The 18,272-nt window shown below is 34.2% G+C and carries 14 protein-coding genes and 3 pseudogenes; 14 read left to right on the top strand and 3 right to left on the bottom strand.

The annotated features are described in order from the left end of the window. Window positions 1–126 precede the first annotated feature (126 nt). Entirely contained in the window at window positions 127–1,164 is a 1,038-nt protein-coding gene (adhP, locus tag BAQ46_RS18140; RefSeq protein WP_044790697.1) for an alcohol dehydrogenase AdhP, read from the top strand. Window positions 1,165–1,314: 150 nt separating this feature from the next. Here the strand turns inward: adhP and BAQ46_RS18135 are convergent, their stop codons facing one another. Both BAQ46_RS18135 and BAQ46_RS18130 read right to left on the bottom strand, forming a co-directional pair. After that, complete coding sequence (locus BAQ46_RS18135) at window positions 1,315–2,334, bottom strand: ABC transporter permease (RefSeq protein ID WP_071742363.1); 1,020 nt, start codon at window positions 2,332–2,334, stop codon at window positions 1,315–1,317. Further along, window positions 2,331–3,233 carry an ABC transporter permease subunit gene (locus BAQ46_RS18130; protein ID WP_071742361.1) on the bottom strand — a complete coding sequence of 301 codons (903 nt, stop codon included), beginning with the start codon at window positions 3,231–3,233 and terminating at the stop codon, window positions 2,331–2,333. The genes BAQ46_RS18135 and BAQ46_RS18130 overlap by 4 nt, the downstream gene beginning before the upstream one ends. 641 nt (window positions 3,234–3,874) lie before the next feature. On the opposite strand from BAQ46_RS18130, the gene BAQ46_RS18125 reads away from it, so the two are divergent. The 4 genes and pseudogenes from BAQ46_RS18125 to BAQ46_RS18105 form a co-directional block, all read left to right on the top strand. Further along, window positions 3,875–5,032, top strand: a complete 1,158-nt coding sequence (locus BAQ46_RS18125) for a serine hydrolase domain-containing protein (protein ID WP_000857777.1) — start codon at window positions 3,875–3,877, stop codon at window positions 5,030–5,032. 153 nt (window positions 5,033–5,185) lie between these two features. After that, entirely contained in the window at window positions 5,186–6,517 is a 1,332-nt protein-coding gene (locus BAQ46_RS18120; RefSeq protein ID WP_071742359.1) for an erythromycin esterase family protein, read from the top strand. A gap of 551 nt (window positions 6,518–7,068) precedes the next feature. Further along, a pseudogene (locus BAQ46_RS18115) lies at window positions 7,069–7,451 on the top strand (FGGY family carbohydrate kinase); the annotation flags it as partial. Then, window positions 7,448–7,717, top strand: a pseudogene (locus BAQ46_RS18105) (hypothetical protein); the annotation flags it as partial. The pseudogenes BAQ46_RS18115 and BAQ46_RS18105, both read left to right, overlap by 4 nt. A gap of 70 nt (window positions 7,718–7,787) precedes the next feature. Here the strand turns inward: BAQ46_RS18105 and BAQ46_RS18100 are convergent. Continuing rightward, a pseudogene (locus tag BAQ46_RS18100) lies at window positions 7,788–8,551 on the bottom strand (DUF2711 family protein). Window positions 8,552–8,690: 139 nt separating this feature from the next. Between BAQ46_RS18100 and BAQ46_RS18095 the strand changes: the two are divergent. The 9 genes from BAQ46_RS18095 to BAQ46_RS18055 all read left to right on the top strand — a co-directional run bounded on the left by BAQ46_RS18095 (window position 8,691) and on the right by BAQ46_RS18055 (window position 18,176). Next, a complete protein-coding gene (locus BAQ46_RS18095; protein ID WP_000526212.1) occupies window positions 8,691–9,911 on the top strand; it encodes a tetratricopeptide repeat-containing glycosyltransferase in 1,221 nt (406 codons plus the stop codon). A 34-nt stretch (window positions 9,912–9,945) separates the two neighbouring features. Next, on the top strand, window positions 9,946–11,100 hold the full coding sequence (locus BAQ46_RS18090; RefSeq protein WP_071742357.1) for a CgeB family protein: 1,155 nt from the start codon (window positions 9,946–9,948) through the stop codon (window positions 11,098–11,100). Window positions 11,101–11,244: 144 nt separating this feature from the next. Continuing rightward, window positions 11,245–11,781 carry an NADPH-dependent FMN reductase gene (locus BAQ46_RS18085; RefSeq protein ID WP_000780354.1) on the top strand — a complete coding sequence of 179 codons (537 nt, stop codon included), beginning with the start codon at window positions 11,245–11,247 and terminating at the stop codon, window positions 11,779–11,781. A gap of 1 nt (window position 11,782) precedes the next feature. Continuing rightward, window positions 11,783–13,012 carry an MFS transporter gene (locus BAQ46_RS18080; RefSeq protein ID WP_000097178.1) on the top strand — a complete coding sequence of 410 codons (1,230 nt, stop codon included), beginning with the start codon at window positions 11,783–11,785 and terminating at the stop codon, window positions 13,010–13,012. A 63-nt stretch (window positions 13,013–13,075) separates the two neighbouring features. Further along, the gene (locus tag BAQ46_RS18075; RefSeq protein ID WP_001045793.1) at window positions 13,076–13,633 is read left to right on the top strand and encodes a YdcF family protein; all 558 of its coding nucleotides are present in this window, start codon (window positions 13,076–13,078) and stop codon (window positions 13,631–13,633) included. A 102-nt stretch (window positions 13,634–13,735) separates the two neighbouring features. Further along, a complete protein-coding gene (locus BAQ46_RS18070; RefSeq protein WP_000614093.1) occupies window positions 13,736–14,683 on the top strand; it encodes an ABC transporter ATP-binding protein in 948 nt (315 codons plus the stop codon). A gap of 3 nt (window positions 14,684–14,686) precedes the next feature. Further along, window positions 14,687–16,198: an ABC transporter permease/substrate-binding protein gene (locus tag BAQ46_RS18065; protein ID WP_000129131.1), complete on the top strand. Its 1,512-nt coding sequence runs from the start codon at window positions 14,687–14,689 to the stop codon at window positions 16,196–16,198. Between the two features lie 213 nt (window positions 16,199–16,411). Further along, complete coding sequence (gene arcD, locus BAQ46_RS18060) at window positions 16,412–17,839, top strand: arginine-ornithine antiporter (protein ID WP_000129462.1); 1,428 nt, start codon at window positions 16,412–16,414, stop codon at window positions 17,837–17,839. Window positions 17,840–17,915: 76 nt separating this feature from the next. Beyond that, entirely contained in the window at window positions 17,916–18,176 is a 261-nt protein-coding gene (locus tag BAQ46_RS18055) for a hypothetical protein (RefSeq protein WP_000398576.1), read from the top strand. The last annotated feature ends 96 nt before the right edge of the window (window positions 18,177–18,272 follow it).

The following is an 18,272-nucleotide window of genomic DNA, read 5'->3' as shown; positions in this document are numbered from 1 at the left end:
GTTATGATGAACATGTAATGATGATTGAACACTTACATTAGGCGTAATGATTAGCCAAACTAGTGAAGACAGAAGTTATGAGATGAACTCATGAAAAATTCTAAAACACTAAAGGGGAGATCACATATGAAAGCAGTAGTAGTTAATAAAAATAGTAAAGCAAACATTGAAGTTATTGAAAAGGAATTACGTCCGTTACACTCAGGTGAAGCACTAGTAGATGTAGAGTATTGTGGGGTTTGTCATACTGATTTACACGTTGCGAATCATGATTTTGGAAACACAGATGGCCGTATTCTTGGTCATGAGGGTATAGGTATTGTGACGAAGATTGCTGATGATGTTACTTCACTAAAGGTGGGAGACCGTGTAAGTATTGCATGGATGTTCCAATCTTGTGGGCGTTGCGAATATTGCGTAACAGGTAGGGAAACATTTTGCCGTGACGTTAAGAATGCTGGTTATTCAGTAGATGGTGGTATGGCTGAACAATGTATTGTGACAGCTGATTATGCGGTGAAAGTACCAGAAGGATTAGATCCAGCTCAAGCATCATCAATTACATGTGCGGGTGTAACTACATATAAAGCTATAAAAGTATCAAATATTAAACCTGGCCAACCTATAGTCATTTATGGTTGTGGTGGATTAGGTAACCTAGCTATTCAATATGCTAAAAACGTATTTGGTGCAAAGGTAATTGCAGTAGATATTAATGACGATAAATTAGCCTTAGCAAAAGAGGTTGGAGCTGATATGACAATCAATCCAATTTCTCAAGGTCCTGCTGATAAGATTGTTCAAGATGAGTTTGGTGGTGCTTATGCTGCTGTAGTAACAGCTGTTTCAAAAGTAGCATTCAACTCTGCAGTTGATGCAGTACGTGCTTGTGGTAAAGTCGTTGCAGTAGGTTTACCGGTAGAAACGATGGATTTAAACATTCCGCGACTTGTACTAGATGGAATTGAAGTAGTTGGCTCTCTAGTCGGTACTCGCAAGGATCTAGAAGAGGCATTTATGTTCGGTGCAGAAGGAAAAGTAGTGCCTGTTGTTCAAACTTGTTCTCTAGATAAAGTACAAAATGTATTCGAAGAAATGGAACAAGGTCGAATTCAAGGACGTATGGTAATCGATTTTAAACAGCATAATTGTGATTGTAAATAATTCACTTTAAATATAAAAAGTATGAGTCTAACAAAGTACATGTAAAAAAGTTAGACTGCATAAAAAGATGATCCCTGTATGCAATAGGGATCATCTTTTTTATATTCTACTAATATCAATGCCAATTCATACTTGATTAATGAGACAGGATTAAAGGTTCACTTTATTTACAAACGAAAAGGAATCTTTATTTTTAACAAATTTTTTATGATCAGGAACGGTTTGAATTGCTACAGTTTGCGAATCTCTTGCTTTCAGTGCATCTTGAATCCCGAGTGTCATAAGCTTAATAAATAGAATCGTAATAAAGAATGAAGCGAGAGTATAAAAAATGATCCACCATGAAAGATTCATTTCATTACGATTTAAGCCAATAAGGCCTGCCCAATCATTAGATAGAGAAACAGGTCTGAGCACTCCGTCATACAGTTCACGCATTTGTATCCCACCAATTACAATGTTAAGCAACGCTAAATGGATAACGAGTATGAGTGTTTGGACGATATGTTCCATAAATAATACAAATAAGCGGTCAAGTAATAAGACTCGTAAGTGTTTTTTCATAATATGAAAACGGCTAGCACCCAATAATTGTGAACTTAAAATGTAATCTCGTTTCATAAATTCATCAACCTCTGAGGATATATATAAAGAAAGTGTAGGCAGAGCAACGAAAATAAGTACGAGTACTTGATAAAACGTAAATGAAATATTTGGATCTAACCCATCAGCATTTGATGTGATTACAATATTAACGGGCGTGATGAGTATGAATGCGATAAATAGAGTTGGAATATAATAAAAAACTTCTGAGCATGCTTGGAAAAATCTCTTGAATTTTGGAGCATATAAACTTAAGAGAATTCCTATACATGTTCCGCATAAAATTCGAAAGAAGCTAATTGCCACGGCTAATAAAATAGTAAATTTTGCTCCTTCTATAATTTGTAAGAAAACAGACTCTCCAAAACGATCAGATCCAAAAGGCGGAATTAACGATGGCGGAAAGGGGGCCTTTCCAAGTAATTCGTTATTGTCATTGTAAAGTAACTGAGGAGGTTTTGGGATGTTATCTTTAAAGAACCAACTATAAATAAAACTGGCTGAAATAAGTATAAATAAATAAGTAAAGCCGATTAAAAAGCGTTTTGATTTCCAAATAGATTTCATAATGCTACTCCTTTCAAGTGCTTTTGCCATCTATTCATCATGAATGAGATTATTTGAAAAATAGTATAAAACGGTAAGATAATCATAACCAGTATGATAAATGCAGCTGGAGGTGAAATAAACGCCTTATTAAATAAGAATTGAATAATGCCTTCCATATTAAAAACAAATTCTAAAATGAATAAATTAGAAAGTAAGAAAACAAAAATCGTTTTTAAATGGTGGAAGAAGTGGATAGATATATTTTTGAATAAATGAATGCATAGTATATAACTTGATGAAAGGCCTTTTCCATAGGCAACCTCTACATAATCTTTTCCATGTTCTTCTTTTATGTATAACACCATCATTCGAAACATTTGTAATGTAGGTAAGACTGCTAAAGATACAATTGGGAGTAAATAAGCTCGATTTTCATTAAAAGAAATAATGGTGAAAGGAGCTTCCCCGAATTTTCTAAGTACCCATATGAAAAATATTTGCAAACAAATCATCATCATCATATCAGGGACAGCTTCTAATATGAACACAATTCGGTTTATCCATTTTTTTATATAATCTTTTGCTAAAAAATAAAAAAATGCCATGCTAGATGAAAAAAAGAGCGCAAGCAAAAAGGCTAAAAATAAAATAGTAAATGAATATAGATAAGGCTCTAAAACAGTTGGAAATAATGGTGTTGTTTTTAAATGACCATACTTGGGGTCTGATCCTATAACCAACAATGATTCAGGGGAGAAAACCTGTTTTAACATAGTAACGATCTGGTCAAAAAAATAAATTGGTTGAAAGGTAAATCCATTTTGAGTGATAAATAAATAAGGTAAATTTAATAATAGTAAAAGTGATAAAAGAATTGATGAAAGCTTAATTGTGAATTGAGATATTTTATGTAACATTAAATCCCTCCGACATCTTTTTACAACATTATACAATAAATTCCGGTATGTTTTTATATTTTTCTGAAAAATAAGAAATTAATTAAGTTTTATAATTATAATACGGAATATACTTACATAAGGAAATCTCTATATTGAGGACCGGATTTCTATGTCCATCAAGAGAAATTCCCAATATTCCCATTTTCGAAGCATTTACTTTACTTCAATTGATTGGCATTTGGTGTTATTCCAATGTTACCAAGTTAATAGAACTAAGTTTTCTTAAAACAAAAACCACCGAAATATAGAAGTGGTTTGGAACGTAAGGAATTTGTAAGGAAGGAGTAAGAAAAAAGAGATTTTCAATGTGTATGATCAAAATATAGAGAAGAACGGGAGGGGGAGTAGTTACTATCTATTTATATAAAAACAAATTAATTAATAAAACGCTATGGAAGAAAAGAAGAAATTATAGAAGTTAACAGATATCTGAAGAAGAGGGATTAATCATTTATTAGGTCAGAGAGTTGTTTGAAGAAATAATTGGTCTATAGATGATTGCAAATTCAGTGTTGACCCTTATCATGGGGAGAGTTGATAGCTGTGTGGTTAGACCTATCAATCATTAATACAATTTAAATAGAGGAGAGGAATGCTTTATGAAAACACGCAGTAAAATTATATGTGGAAGTCTAGCATTATTAATAGCTGGGAATTCCCTGTTATACATAACACCAGCCTCAATTGTAAAAGCAGAATCGTCGCAAAATGTATCTAGTTCTTTACAAACAAGTACGCAAAGCGATCGTACTTCCGTTAAGAAAGCAATGCGAGATGCACTACAACTTGGATACCCAGGAATACTCGCTCAAATTTCTAAGGGTGGTAAAACTTGGAGTTATACCGCTGGGGTAGCAGATGTGAGAACTAAGAAACCAATGAAAGCAGATTTTCGCTTTCGTATTGGCAGTGTGACGAAAACGTTCATTGCAACAGTGCTACTGCAATTATCTGGAGAGAACCGTTTGAATCTAGATGACTCCATTGAAAAATGGTTGCCTGGTGTCATTCAAGGAAACGGATATGATGGTAACCAGATTACAATCCGGCAAATATTGAATCATACAAGTGGTATTGCTGACTATATAAATTCAAAAGACTTCGATATTACGGATATAAAAAAATCGTATACGGCTGAAGAATTTGTAAAGATGGGGATTTCTCTTCCCCCAGACTTTGCCCCGGGAAAGGGTTGGTCTTATTCAAACACAGGATACGTATTACTGGGGATCCTTATTGAAAAAGTAACTGGCAACAGCTATGCGGAAGAGGTTGAAAATCGGATTATTGAACCGCTTGATTTGTCAAATACATTCCTACCTGGTAATTCAAGCGTGATTCCAGGCACTAAGCATGCCCGTGGCTATTTCCAACTAGACGGAGCAAGTGAGCTAAAAGACGTTACATATATGAACCCAGGTAGCTCGGATGGAGATATAATTTCTACTGCTGACGATTTAAATAAATTCTTCTCTTACTTACTTAGTGGTAAATTACTGAAGGAACAGCAACTAAAACAAATGCTTACTACAGTTCCTACAGATAGAGAAGGAGCGGGATATGGTCTTGGAATCGTTGAATTTAAGCTTCCGAACGGTGTCTCGGTATGGGGACACAGAGGTAGCGTTCTAGGGTTTTCCACTTTTGTTGGTGGAACACTTGGAGGCAAGCATACATTGGCCGTCAATTTGAACAGCTTTAACTTTAGTAATCCTGATCCTTTTAAAAGTATTTTACTTGCTGAATTTAGGAAGTAGGCAAAAAGGCGAAATGGATAAGTTTTGTCATAGGTTTATAGTTTAAAATATATCATTTTGGTGCAAAAAACAACTTGCTCTAAAAAAATTTAATAATCGTAATTAAGTATAAAAGAACGCTATCGTTTTAAGTAAATATTTCAGGAGGGTTTTATGAAAAAGAAAATGATTACTGCACTTGGTGTTTCTGCTATAATACTGACTAATTTTGTAGGAAGTACTTATGCAGACTCTAAAACAGGAGTTTCTGTTACAGCTCCCTACAATAAAAATCAAATAGCGGAATGGTTAGAAATGCACGCGAAGCCTTTAAAAACAACAAATCCAAATACACCTTTTAATGATTTAAAACCATTTAAGAATATGGTGGGTTCAGCTTCAATTGTAGGTTTAGGTGAAGCTACACATGGGGCTCATGAAGTTTTTACGATGAAAAACCGTATTGTAAATTATTTAGTATCTGAAAAGGGTTTTACCAACCTAGTTTTAGAAGAGGGGTGGGACAGAGCTTTAGAACTTGATCGATATGTTCTTACTGGTAAGGGAAATCCAAGCCAGCATCTATCACCTGTATTTAAGACGAAAGAAATGTTAGATTTACTTGATTGGATTCGGCAATATAATGCTAATCCAAAACATAAATCTAAAGTGCGTATCATCGGGATGGACATTCAATCAGTAAACGAGAATGTTTATAATAATATAATAGAATATGTTAAAAGAACCAATTCAAAACTTGTGCCGAGGATAGAAGAGAAGATAAAAGGTCTTATTCCTGTAACAAAGGATATGAATACTTTTGAAAGCCTTACGAAAGAAGAAAAAGAAAAGTATATTTCAGATGCTAAACAAATTAGTGCTTTATTAGAGGAAAATAAAAGTTATTTAAATGGGAAATCTAAAGAGTTCGCATGGATAAAACAAAATGCTCGTATTATTGAACAGTTTACTACAATGTTAACGTCACCTCCTGATAAACCATCTGATTTATATTTGAAACATGATATCGCAATGTATGAAAATGCAAAGTGGACTGAAGAACATTTAGGAAAAACTATTGTATGGGGGCATAATGGCCACGTTTCGAAAACAAATATGCTTCCTTTTGTATACCCTAAAGTAGCTGGGCAGTATTTAGCAGAGTATTACGGAAAACGGTACGTATCTATTGGAACATCAGTTTATGAAGGACAATACAATGTCAAGAATAGCGATGGTGAATTTGGCCCAAATGGAATATTAAAATCGGATGATCCAAACAGTTATAACTACATCTTTGGACAAGTTAAAAGAGATCAATTTTTTATTGATTTACGTAAGGCAAACGGTGTGACAAAAACTTGGTTGAACGAACAACATCCAATTTTCGCTGGAGTAACTACCGAAGGGCCTGATATACCAAAAACAGTTGATATATCATTAGGTAAAGCGTTTGATATACTTGTTCAAATTCAAAAAGTGAGTCCATCTCAACTACATCAATAAATTTAGAATAATGTACCTTAATGAAGTGTAGTGTTAAGTGTCAATAGAGTTGTTTGAATATGTCAGTTAGGTTATTTTCATTAAAGGATTATTAAATGGAATAAATGTTTTCAAATTAGAGACGATGTGGGATAGAAGCACAGTATCATCAAGTTAACAAAATAAAATTCTACCTAAAATGAAAAAAACGCTATTCTTTCTATAGAATCATAGGAAAGGATGGCGTTTTTTGATCTAATCTATTACTACAATTTGGTCAAGGAATTTAAACATTTTTATCTCCTAATACCTTACGAAATATTACTAAAATGTAGGTCTTGTACAACGAACAACATACCCATTAAGCTAAAAAAATAGTTACCGAAAAACTAGAAAAAAAGTGTGTTACAAAACGAATATGATGCAATTTTACCGGACGGAAAAGCTACATAGAGTATGTAAATGAAACGGAATGAGGGGATTTATTTTTTTGTTATGAAAAAATTTTATATACTAATTCATGTAAACGGTTTACTAAATCGTATTTTGCTAGAAATGAAGGGAAGATTCGCATGGAAACAAGGGGGAGAGTAATCGGGATTGATATCGGTACCACAAGTGCAAAAATGGTTGTGTTCACAGAAAAAGGAAAAGTCATTGCATCACATGCAATCGATTACCCAATTATTCAACCGAATGTAGGATGGGCTGAGCAAGATCCTGATGTAATATGTGCCGCTGTATATAAAAGTGTAAGCGTTTCCGTAGAAAAGGTAATGTATTACCAGAAGATATTTCTTCAATCGGTATTAGTACAGCTATGCACGCATTAATTGTAGTAGATGAAAACGGTGCGCCGTTAACGCGCTCTATTATTTGGGCAGATAATCGCAGTACGAAACAAGCGGAAGATTTATTACAACATATGAATGGGCATGATATTTATAGACGAACGGATCCGTTATCCGTGGTTGGTTAATGGACTTAACTGAAAAATCATTTGCAGAAGGTCCGAAACTAGATGGCATTAAAGGTGTAATGAACTCTTCAGGAGAAGGAAAATGGACTGTTGAAACGGAACTTGAACTGCAAGCTGCAGCACCAGTTATCGCTATGTCATTATTTATGCGCTATCGTTCTCAGGAAGATGATACATTCCATGGAAAAGTAGTTTCAGCATTACGTAATCAGTTCGGTGGGCATGAAGTTGTGAAAAAATAGAGGATGATTTTTGAAAAGAAACTTGTGCATAAGCGCAAGTTTCTTTTTTATAGTTTAAGAAATTACTAATTTAAAAATACCAATCAATCATCGTTTTTTTGTCACAAATGACAGCTTCAACGTTCATTGATTGAATAATATATTCTATATTTTCTTCTTTAGCTAATAATAAGGTTGTAAAGGAATCGAATATACTCATAAACGCATACTCATTGTCTTCGCTAGTAATAATTAACTCATTATTGCTAATGTCCCAAATATCTAATGGAGTAGTATTATCTACTTCTAATAATCCGTTTGTATCAAGAATTGGTTCAGAGAAATATAAATTTTTTGCACCTTTAGAACCGAGGAGTTTAAGTAATTTATGTAATAAAAATATAGACGTATAATCTTCTGTTGGATAATAAAGATCTTCTTTTAAGTTTGAATGTAGTTTTTCAGCTAAATCCTCTCTTTTATATTCTTCTGTAAAAGCACCAATGGAAGTCAACATGGCCATTGCTAATTCTGCGTATGAATGTAATCCACTATAAGACATCATTTCCTTCCAAGAAACGGATTTCCCATTATGAATGATTTCTTCAGCGCTAGGATAGATGTGCTCATATAGTTTTTTTCTCACAGACTTTTCCCATTCTAAAGGCATTTGGACAAAAGGGTGTAGCAATATAGCTGCAGATTTAAAGGTGCTTGGTAGTTGTTCTAAAATTGGTGATTTGTCATCTAGCCAAATGTAATCCAACAAAATATAACCTCCTCTTAGACTTTGAAATGTACGGATTCCCGCATTATGTTTTTTGTATTGGTTGTATTAAGTATAAAGCGCTGCATGAAATATGTCCCAACATAAAAATAAGAATAAATAAAATGAAGTTTTCATAAATAGTAAAAGAATGATTATGTCATCAGTGTAGCTAAGAAATGATGTTACATATGGAGAGAGCGTGTTAAAAAAATATGAGGTGGTTAAATGGGAAATGAGCAAGTGAAGAATGTAGGGGAAGAAAAAAAGTTATGTCTTTGTATGATTGTTAAAAACGAGTCTAGAATTATGGAAAGATGTTTAAATGCTACGAAATCAATTGTAGATTTTGTTTCTATTTGTGATACTGGATCAACTGATCATACGCCTGAAATTATTGAAAATTGGTGTAAGGAAAATGAGATACCTGGGACGGTTCATCATGAGCCGTTTAAAAACTTTGGTTATAACAGAAGCTTAGCTGTTTCGTTAGCGCAAAAAACATACCCAGAAGCAGATTATTTATTAATATTAGATGCGGATATGATTTTAGAGGTTGATCCGAATTTCGATAAAACGAGCTTAACGGAAGACCATTATCTTACATTACAATATGATATTCATATTAAGTATTGGCTTACACGGCTTTTAAAAGCGTCTTTACCATGGAAATCAGTCGGTGTTACTCATGAGTATTGGGATATAGATCGTTCCAAAGTTGGAGAGGATTACAATACGAGAGTAGCTAGACTGGAGACGCTTGTCGTTAATGACCCTGGTGATGGTGGGAGTAAAGCGGATAAATTTGAAAGAGATGAGAGGCTGTTGTTACAAGGGCTGAGTGATCCAGAAACTACGCCAGATTTGCATATAAGATATTTATTTTATTTAGCCCAAACGTATTTTCATTTAAGTCAATTTGAAGATTCGATTAAATGGTATAAAAAACGAGTGGAAGCAGGGGGATGGGTTGAAGAGGTATTTTATTCGTTATTGCGAATAGGATTTTGTTATGAACAATTAGCAACTCGTTCAGCAAATAAACAACTTGAAGTAACAGAAGTGGATGAAAAAGAAAATGCTAAGAAACAAGAAGAGCAATATACAGCATTAGCTGTTCTTTATTTTCAAAAAGCGTGGGAATATAGACCAACTAGGGCTGAGCCATTATATCAACTTGCAAGAATGTATCGATTAAAATCTCAAAATAATATTGCTTTGATGTATGCCCTGCAAGGGAAGGAAATTCCTTTTCCGAAAAATGATCTTCTATTTGTAGATTATCATGTGTATGATTACTTATTTGACTATGAGATTTCTATAAATGCTTTTTATATACCACATAAAAAGCATTTAGGTGCAGTGTCACAAAAATTTTTGGAATCGAAAAAAGATGAGTTACCGTTGCATATAGCAAATATGGTAGAAAGTAATGCGAAATTTTATTAAATACAATTTCGGTTAAAGGAGTAGTGGAGTAATAATGGAATTAATACGATGGGCGCTAGAACTAGGAGAATCTGTGCATGGAAATACGTATGAAGAATTGTTGCCACTACTAGATTATTATTATGATCGTGATCATTTAAAAGCGTATTGTATCGCAAATCTTCTGTTAAACATGGACGTATCAGATGAACATCAGCAAAGAATTGAATTAAGAAGGTGCATTGCTGCTTATTATGCTGGACTATATAAAGTAGCAAAAAAACATGCAAAGGATATTTTACTGAAATATCCGGATGTAAATTTATATAAGAATAATTTAAGGCTAATGGAAGCTTATTTGAATAAAGAATATGATTATTGTTTGTTTATATGCCCAAAGACGTATGGTAGTTTTATAGATGTTGCGCGAGCTTTGAAATGGCGATTGGAGCAAGAGGGAAATACAGCAATCATATCAGAAACAATACTCGAAAATGTGGGGAATACAATTGTTTTTGGAGCGCATACATATGCACATAGCCCACATCTCCTTCCGAAAAATGCAATTATTTATAATTTAGAACAGCTATATGAAGGAAGCCCTTATGCGCATCCTCTTTATTTAATGTTATTAAAAGATAAGGAAATTTGGGATTATAGTAAACAAAATATAGAATGGTTAAAACAAAGAGGAGTAGGAAAAGAAATAAAACATGTAGGCATGAACTATGCACCAACTTTAGAAATAAAAAAAGATGCATTTGATGAAGAATTAATTGAAGACATTGATATACTGTTTATAGGTGCTCTTAACCCAAGGCGGCAAGCTATATTGGATCAATTAAAAGTCGTTGCCCCGAATTTAAATATTGTTTTTAAAAATAATGCATGGGGAATTGTTAGAAATGAGTTAATTGCCAGGTCTAAAATTATATTAAATATCCACTTTTACTTATCTGGTATTCTTGAAACTCCTCGAGTTTCTTATGCAGTGGCAAATAAGAAATTTATTATTTCGGAAAATAGCAACCCAGAGGACGAAATAGATTGGCCGGGTATTGTATTTACTCCGTATGAAAAAATAATTGAAAACGTAATGAAATATATAGAATTATCAGAAGAACGGAAAAGATTAGCGGAAAAAGCATATAACCATTTTAAAGCAAATGAAAGTTTAGGTACATTGAGCATGAGAGATGAAACAAAGTAATTGTACGAAACTCATACGAAAGTATGAGTTCTTTTTTGTTTATCATACTATTTTATGAAACAAGTTAACTCTTTATATTGTGTTTTGTGTAGAAATTTCTGATAATATATAAGTAGAAATTGAAAACAAAGGGGAGAAATAATCATGAAACTAGTTGTTATTAACGGTACACCAAGAAAATTTGGTAGAACTCGCGTGGTGGCAAAATATATTGCGGATCAATTTGAAGGGGAATTATATGATTTAGCAATTGAGGAGTTACCTTTATACAATGGAGAAGAGTCACAACGTGATTTAGAGGCAGTGAAAAAATTAAAAACGTTAGTGAAAGCTGCGGATGGGGTTGTATTATGTACACCAGAATATCATAATGCGATGAGCGGTGCGCTGAAAAACTCTTTAGATTACTTAAGTAGTAATGAATTTATTCATAAACCAGTTGCGTTGTTAGCGGTTGCTGGTGGCGGTAAAGGTGGAATAAATGCATTAAACAGCATGCGAACGGTCGCTAGAGGTGTTTATGCAAATGCAATTCCAAAACAAGTTGTTCTTGATGGATTACATGTGCAAGATGGTGAACTTGGGGAAGATGCAAAACCATTAATTCATGATGTAGTTAAAGAATTGAAAGCATATATGAGCGTATATAAAGAGGTGAAAAAGCAACTAGGAGTTGAGTGATATGTCATCTCTTTATAAAGATTCACGCTTGTATTTCATTCTAGGGGCCAATAGTCTATCAGCTATTGGTTCCGGTATTGTAATGATAACGATTCCATGGTTGTTAATTAAAGAGAGTGGAGGAGAGACAACGTTTGGTTATGTTTCCATCATCTCAACACTGATTATGTTTTTGTTAACTCCGTTTATCGGGCAAAGTATTGATCGTTTTTCAAGAAAATCTTTATTATTATGTAATGAAGGTATTGGGATAGCCGTAATCGGAATAATGGTTATATGGGGATTTGCTGGGCAATCCTATCATTCTATTCATTATATTCTTATTTATATAGCGGGCTCTTTTTACTATCTATTATTTTATCCTACAATTTTTGCGTTCAACCAAGAAATTTTTCAAGCAGAACATTATAAAAGTTTAAGTGGAACGATGGAAATACAAGGACAGTTAACACAAGTTATTTCAGGAGCAGCCGCGAGCTTTCTAATTGAAGTTGTGTCTTTGAAGTGGATATTGTTAGTAGATATGTTAACTTTTGTAGGAGCATTTTTGCTGTTTTTATGTATACCGTATGTCAAGAAAAAAGAGATTAAAAAGAAAATAACATTTAAGAAGCAATTGTTCGAAGGAATTCACTTTATGAAAAAACGTCCTAAGCTCTTTTGGTTCTTACTTGCTACTTATATGCCGTTTATAGGTGTCATGATGGCAAATTATTTAATACCAGTTTATATTTCGGATATACTTAAAGCTAATGCCTCTGTATACGCGATAGAGGGAATGATGTACGGTGTTGGAGCTGTTGTTGCAGGAATCTGTATTCCACTCATAATGAAATATGTCAAAACAGAAGTTTCAATCGTTATGACGATGTGCATTTATGTAATTTCAATTACCGCAATGATTATTGAACCTTCCGTAATGTTGTTATATGGACTAGCGATTTTTCATGCGATTGGAAATGCGGGGACAAGAGTGGCGAGAAATGTATTGATGATGGAGGAAATCCCAAACGAAGTAATGGGACGTGTTGACAGCTTATTTCGATTAATTGGTACAGGAATAAGAATTGTATTATTAATGCTGTTTACAGCTGGTGTATCTAAAGCTGGGGTAATGCTCCCGTTTTACGTACTTAGCTGTATATTGATTCTATCATTAGGAATTGCTCTTTATTATGTATATTCACAACGTAAAGTAGGGACGAAAGTTTTTAATAAATCAATCGTTTAAAAAACACTTCTGCCTTCCAATCTTTTTTTATATAATAAAAAGAAAGGGAGTGCAAACATATATATGAACAAATGGATATTACTTATAATCTTATTATTACCACCACTATACATTCTTTATATGACCTTTCGAATGAAGAAAGTTGCTCGTGAAAAGCTGAGCCATCACTCTCCGTACGTTCTTATATTAGGTGCAAAGTTATTTGGAGATAGACCGTCTTTATCTCTTCAAAACCGTTTGGATGTAGCATTGGAATATTTAGTTTCTCATCCTGAAGCGAAAGTAATTGTTTCAGGTGGTCAAGGAGAAGATGAAGATATACCGGAAGCTCATAGTATGAGGAACTATTTAATGGTACATGGTATAGATGAGAGTCGTATTTTAATAGAAGATCAATCTACAAATACGTATGAGAATTTAAAGTTTAGTATAGATTTATATGATGTGAAACATGCGGTAGTTGTAAGCAATACGTATCATTTATATAGAACGAAAATAATTGCAAAGCGTTTAGGCATGAGGATGGAGGCACTAGCTGCTGAAACGCCAATGCGCTCTAAGAGAAAAATGTATGTGCGTGAATACGCCGCTATAATGAAAACAATATTGTTAGACCGTTAGAGCTCAAATGTGAGCTCTTTTTTTGTTGAATAATGCGTATCATTTGAAATGAATTCCATATTCCATCAAAATAAAGGAAACAACGATAAAGGAGTTGTATTTGTGATTCAGTTTAATCAAGTGTCAAAATCATATGAAGATGGCACAAAAGCAGTGGATTCATTGCATTTAGAAATTAAAAAGGGAGAATTTTTTGTTCTCATTGGTCCGAGTGGTTGCGGGAAAACAACGACAATGAAAATGATTAATCGTTTAATTGAAACGACAGAAGGCTCAATTTTAATCGATGGAAAAGATATTCAAGAATACAATATTAATGAATTACGATGGGATATAGGGTACGTGTTGCAGCAAATCGCTTTGTTCCCTCATATGACAATTGCTGAAAATGTTGCAGTTGTTCCTGAAATGAGAAAGTGGAGCAAAGAAAAAATAAAAGCTCGTGTCGATGAGTTGCTCCAGATGGTCGGGCTAGATCCAGACGTATATCGCGATCGCATGCCTGATGAATTATCAGGAGGACAAAAACAACGTGTAGGTGTCGTGCGGGCATTAGCCGCAAACCCGAAAATCGTTCTTATGGATGAACCATTTAGTGCGCTAGATCCATTAAGTAGAGAACAGCTTCAGAAGGATATCGTACAATTGCAAAAGAAGATTCAAAAAACAATTGTATTCGTAACACATGATATGCAAGAAGCATTATCACTTGGAGATCGCATTTGTGTTATGAAAGAAGGAAAAGTTGTTCAATTAGATACGCCAGAAGGAATTATACATAACCCGAAAAATGAATTTGTAGAAGAATTCATTGGAAATCGTGGAAGACCTTGGTATGAGGGGAAAAGTATTGAAGATGTATTGCCACATGATGAAAGTATGCGGATAGAAGGGGAGGCACTATCATTACATTCTTCTTTACAAGAAGCATTAGTTCGCCTGCGAGCTGATGAAGTCGTTCCAGTTGAAGAAAATGGTCGATATGTTGGAGCTTTAACAAGTCGTCATATTGTCAATTATATCGTTGAACAAATGAAGGAAAGAGGCTAAACAGTGACTGATTTTATACAGACGTTCCAAGAACGAAAAATAGAATTACTAACTGCATTAAGTGAGCATTTACAAATATCGCTTATTTCATTATTTTTTGCAGTAATTATTGCGGTACCGCTTGGCATTTTATTAACGAGAAAAGAGCGAATGGCTGAATTTATAATAGGAACTTCTGCAGTAATGCAGACAGTGCCATCACTTGCATTGCTCGGACTATTAATTCCGTTAGTAGGAATCGGAAAACTTCCAGCGATTATCGCATTAGTTGTGTATGCACTATTACCTATTTTACGCAATACATATACAGGAATACGGGAGTTAGATGAATCTTTAATTGAAGCAGCGAAAGCTATGGGGATGAATAGCTGGAGAAGACTGTGGAAGGTAGAGCTTCCTCTTGCGTTACCAATTATTATGGCCGGTATTCGTACGGCAATGGTATTAATTGTTGGAACGGCTACATTAGCAGCTCTTATAGGTGCTGGTGGGCTTGGTAAACTCATATTGCTTGGTATCGATCGGAATGATCATGCGCTTATCATTTTAGGGGCCGTACCAGCCGCGTTACTTGCTTTATTCTTTGATGTAGTACTTCGGGTGCTTGAGAGTCCAAAACGTTCGTCTAAGCGTGTTATATTGACGATATGTATTGTTTGTATAATGGTTGCTTCTCCATTTCTTTGGAATACCGAAAAGAAAGATATTGTTATTGCGGGCAAACTTGGATCAGAACCTGAAATTTTAATTCAAATGTATAAGCAGCTTATTGAACAAGATACCGATTTACATGTACAATTAAAACCAGGTCTTGGAAAAACATCATTTGTATTCGAAGCGTTGAAATCAGGGGAAGTAGATATATACCCTGAGTTTTCGGGAACAGCTTTATCTACATTCGTGAAAGAAGAGCCAAAAAGTACAAATCGGGATGAAGTATATGAGCAGGCTCGCGTTGGAATGGAAAAGAAATATAGTATGGTTATGTTGAAACCAATGGAGTATAACAATACATATGCACTAGCTATGCCGAAAAAAATAGCAGATCAAAAGAATATAAGTACAATTTCTGATTTAGGAAATATTGCACAGGATGCTAAAGTAGGGTTCACATTAGAATTTGCTGATCGTGAAGATGGTTATAAAGGAATGCAAAAATTATATAACTATAAGTTCTCGAATGTTAAAACGATGGAGCCGAAGCTGCGTTATAGCGCAATTGAATCTGGAGATGTTAACGTAATCGATGCATATTCAACAGATAGTGAATTGGAACAGTACGGACTTAAAGTGTTAAAAGATGATAAAGGGTTATTCCCACCATATCAAGGTGCACCGTTATTAAGAAAAGAGACATTACAAAAATATCCTGAACTTGAAAAAGTATTAAATAAATTATCTGGAAAAATTACAGATGAAGAAATGCGAAAAATGAATTATGAAGTAAATGTGAATGGTAAAAGTAGTGAAGAAGTCGCAAAACAATTTTTACAAAAAGAGAATTTACTTCGTTAAATTTACAAAAAATATACAAATTCATATGTATGAAATGACCGTTCATTATAAAATGAACGGTTTTTTTGTGCATACTTATACATTTTTTCAAAAAAGTATTCCATTTTTCTTCATTTTCTTTTAGAATAAGTAATGTTTTCCTGAAAAAATATAAGAGAAGCGTCTATTAGAGAAAAAGGTGACTTTAATAGTTGAACGAACATAACACCTAGAATGACAGATGGGGTGGTACAAATAGAAAAGAAGTTAGGATTTTTTCCATTAATTGCATTAGTAGTCGGAACAATGGTTGGTGGCGGTGTTTTTAGTTTACCGCATGATTTAGCAGTAGGAGCAAATAGCGGCTCTATCATAATTGGCTGGTGTATTACAGCGATGGGAATGATTCCACTCGCGCTCGTATATCAAACGTTAGCAAGAAAGAAACCAGAGCTTGAGGGCGGGATTTATAGTTATGCACGTGCTGGTTTCGGTGAATATATCGGATTTAACAGTGCTTGGGGATACTGGTTAGCAGGAATTTTAGGAAACGTTGCAACAATCATGTTACTGTTTAGTACATTAGGTTATTTCTTCCCCATTTTTAAAGGTGGAAATAGTGTTGCGTCTATCGTAGGAGCATCACTTTTATTATGGACACTTCATTTTCTAATTTTATTTGGCATTCGTGAGGCATCTATTATGAATGTGATTGCAACAATAGGGAAATTGGTACCAATCGTATTATTTATTGTTGTAATGGTAACAGCGTTTCGCTGGGATACATTTACACATGATTTTTGGGGAGAAGGAACTATTTCAGTTTCCTCTATACTTGGTCAAGTGAAGAATACAATGCTTGTAACTCTTTGGGTTTTCATCGGGGTTGAAGGAGCGGTAGTATTATCTGGAAGAGCGAAAAATAGTCGAGACGTCGGTAAAGCGACAGTATTAGGACTTATTTTAGTAATGTCTATTTATATTTTAATTTCTGTCTTGTCAATGGGAGCGATGACAAGAGGAGAACTTTCTGTTTTAGAAACGCCGTCAATGGGACATGTATTAGAACATGTTGTTGGGACGTGGGGCGCAGTAGCGATTAACATCGGGTTAGTTGCTTCACTTGTAGGTACATTAATAGGTTGGTTTTTACTTGTTTCTGAAATTTCCCATGTAGCAGGAAAAGATGGCGTGTTTCCGAAAGTCTTTACGAAAACAAATAAAAAACAAACACCGCATATGGCATTATGGATCTCAAATGGCGTTGCCCAAGTTATATTTATAATCGTTCTGTTTTCAGAGTCAACATATCAAATTATGTATTTCATAGCGTCAACATCAATTTTAGTACCATATTTATTATCAGCGTTATTCCAATTCAAATTAGTGATTACAAATGAACTAAAAGATGCAAAAGTGAAAAATGGTTCGCTAGCTTTAATTGCTTCACTTTACTCTATATGGCTTATTTATGCAGCTGGTTTGAAGAATTTATTGCTCGTTTCAATCGTATACGGAATTGGGATCATTGTTTATGTGTACGCAAGAAAAGAAAAAGGAAATCGTTGTTTTACTCGTATAGAGAGATATGTAATGTGGGCAATTGTCGTAGCAGCTGTTACATCTCTTTATATGTTATTGACTGGAAATATAAAAATGTAAAAGTCCTTTTCATTTAAAGGGCTTTTTTCTTTGTCTATAGAATATTTAATACATAAGATATTCAGGAGGGATGAAAATGGAAGGAAAAGAACAGTTGAACAGAATTGTTGATTTAGCGAGTGAAGTAAGGAAAGTGTTAGTGCAAGAATCTTTTTTTAATCATCATCCTGAACTGCGAGGAGTGATTGAAAATTTAGCGAGTGCGGTAGAGAATTTGGCGGAATTACAGCAACATAAAGATGAAAACGCTGAAGATCGTTTACGATATGTACTTGCTAAAATGAAAATTGCTCATAATGCCATCTTACAAGAGAAAAACGCATTTCCATCTCATTAATATACGATTTCATTTTGAACCTGGCGGATAACGTCAGGTTTTTTGTTTCTAGTTTTGCGTTTCTTTCATACACTAAGAATAGTATGAAAAAAGAAG

The organism is Bacillus paranthracis, assembly GCF_001883995.1.
Lineage (GTDB): Bacteria > Bacillota > Bacilli > Bacillales > Bacillaceae_G > Bacillus_A > Bacillus_A paranthracis.
This window is presented reverse-complemented; position numbering and strand designations above follow the sequence as displayed.

Excerpts from the sequence above, each read along its gene's own strand:
- adhP (WP_044790697.1), top strand. The coding sequence starts at position 127 with ATGAAAGCAGTAGTAGTTAATAAAAATAGTAAAGCAAACATTGAAGTT.
- BAQ46_RS18135 (WP_071742363.1), bottom strand. The coding sequence starts at position 2,334 with ATGAAATCTATTTGGAAATCAAAACGCTTTTTAATCGGCTTTACTTAT.
- BAQ46_RS18130 (WP_071742361.1), bottom strand. The coding sequence starts at position 3,233 with ATGTTACATAAAATATCTCAATTCACAATTAAGCTTTCATCAATTCTT.
- BAQ46_RS18125 (WP_000857777.1), top strand. The coding sequence starts at position 3,875 with ATGAAAACACGCAGTAAAATTATATGTGGAAGTCTAGCATTATTAATA.
- BAQ46_RS18120 (WP_071742359.1), top strand. The coding sequence starts at position 5,186 with ATGAAAAAGAAAATGATTACTGCACTTGGTGTTTCTGCTATAATACTG.
- BAQ46_RS18095 (WP_000526212.1), top strand. The coding sequence starts at position 8,691 with ATGGGAAATGAGCAAGTGAAGAATGTAGGGGAAGAAAAAAAGTTATGT.
- BAQ46_RS18090 (WP_071742357.1), top strand. The coding sequence starts at position 9,946 with ATGGAATTAATACGATGGGCGCTAGAACTAGGAGAATCTGTGCATGGA.
- BAQ46_RS18085 (WP_000780354.1), top strand. The coding sequence starts at position 11,245 with ATGAAACTAGTTGTTATTAACGGTACACCAAGAAAATTTGGTAGAACT.
- BAQ46_RS18080 (WP_000097178.1), top strand. The coding sequence starts at position 11,783 with ATGTCATCTCTTTATAAAGATTCACGCTTGTATTTCATTCTAGGGGCC.
- BAQ46_RS18075 (WP_001045793.1), top strand. The coding sequence starts at position 13,076 with ATGAACAAATGGATATTACTTATAATCTTATTATTACCACCACTATAC.
- arcD (WP_000129462.1), top strand. The coding sequence starts at position 16,412 with ATGACAGATGGGGTGGTACAAATAGAAAAGAAGTTAGGATTTTTTCCA.
- BAQ46_RS18055 (WP_000398576.1), top strand. The coding sequence starts at position 17,916 with ATGGAAGGAAAAGAACAGTTGAACAGAATTGTTGATTTAGCGAGTGAA.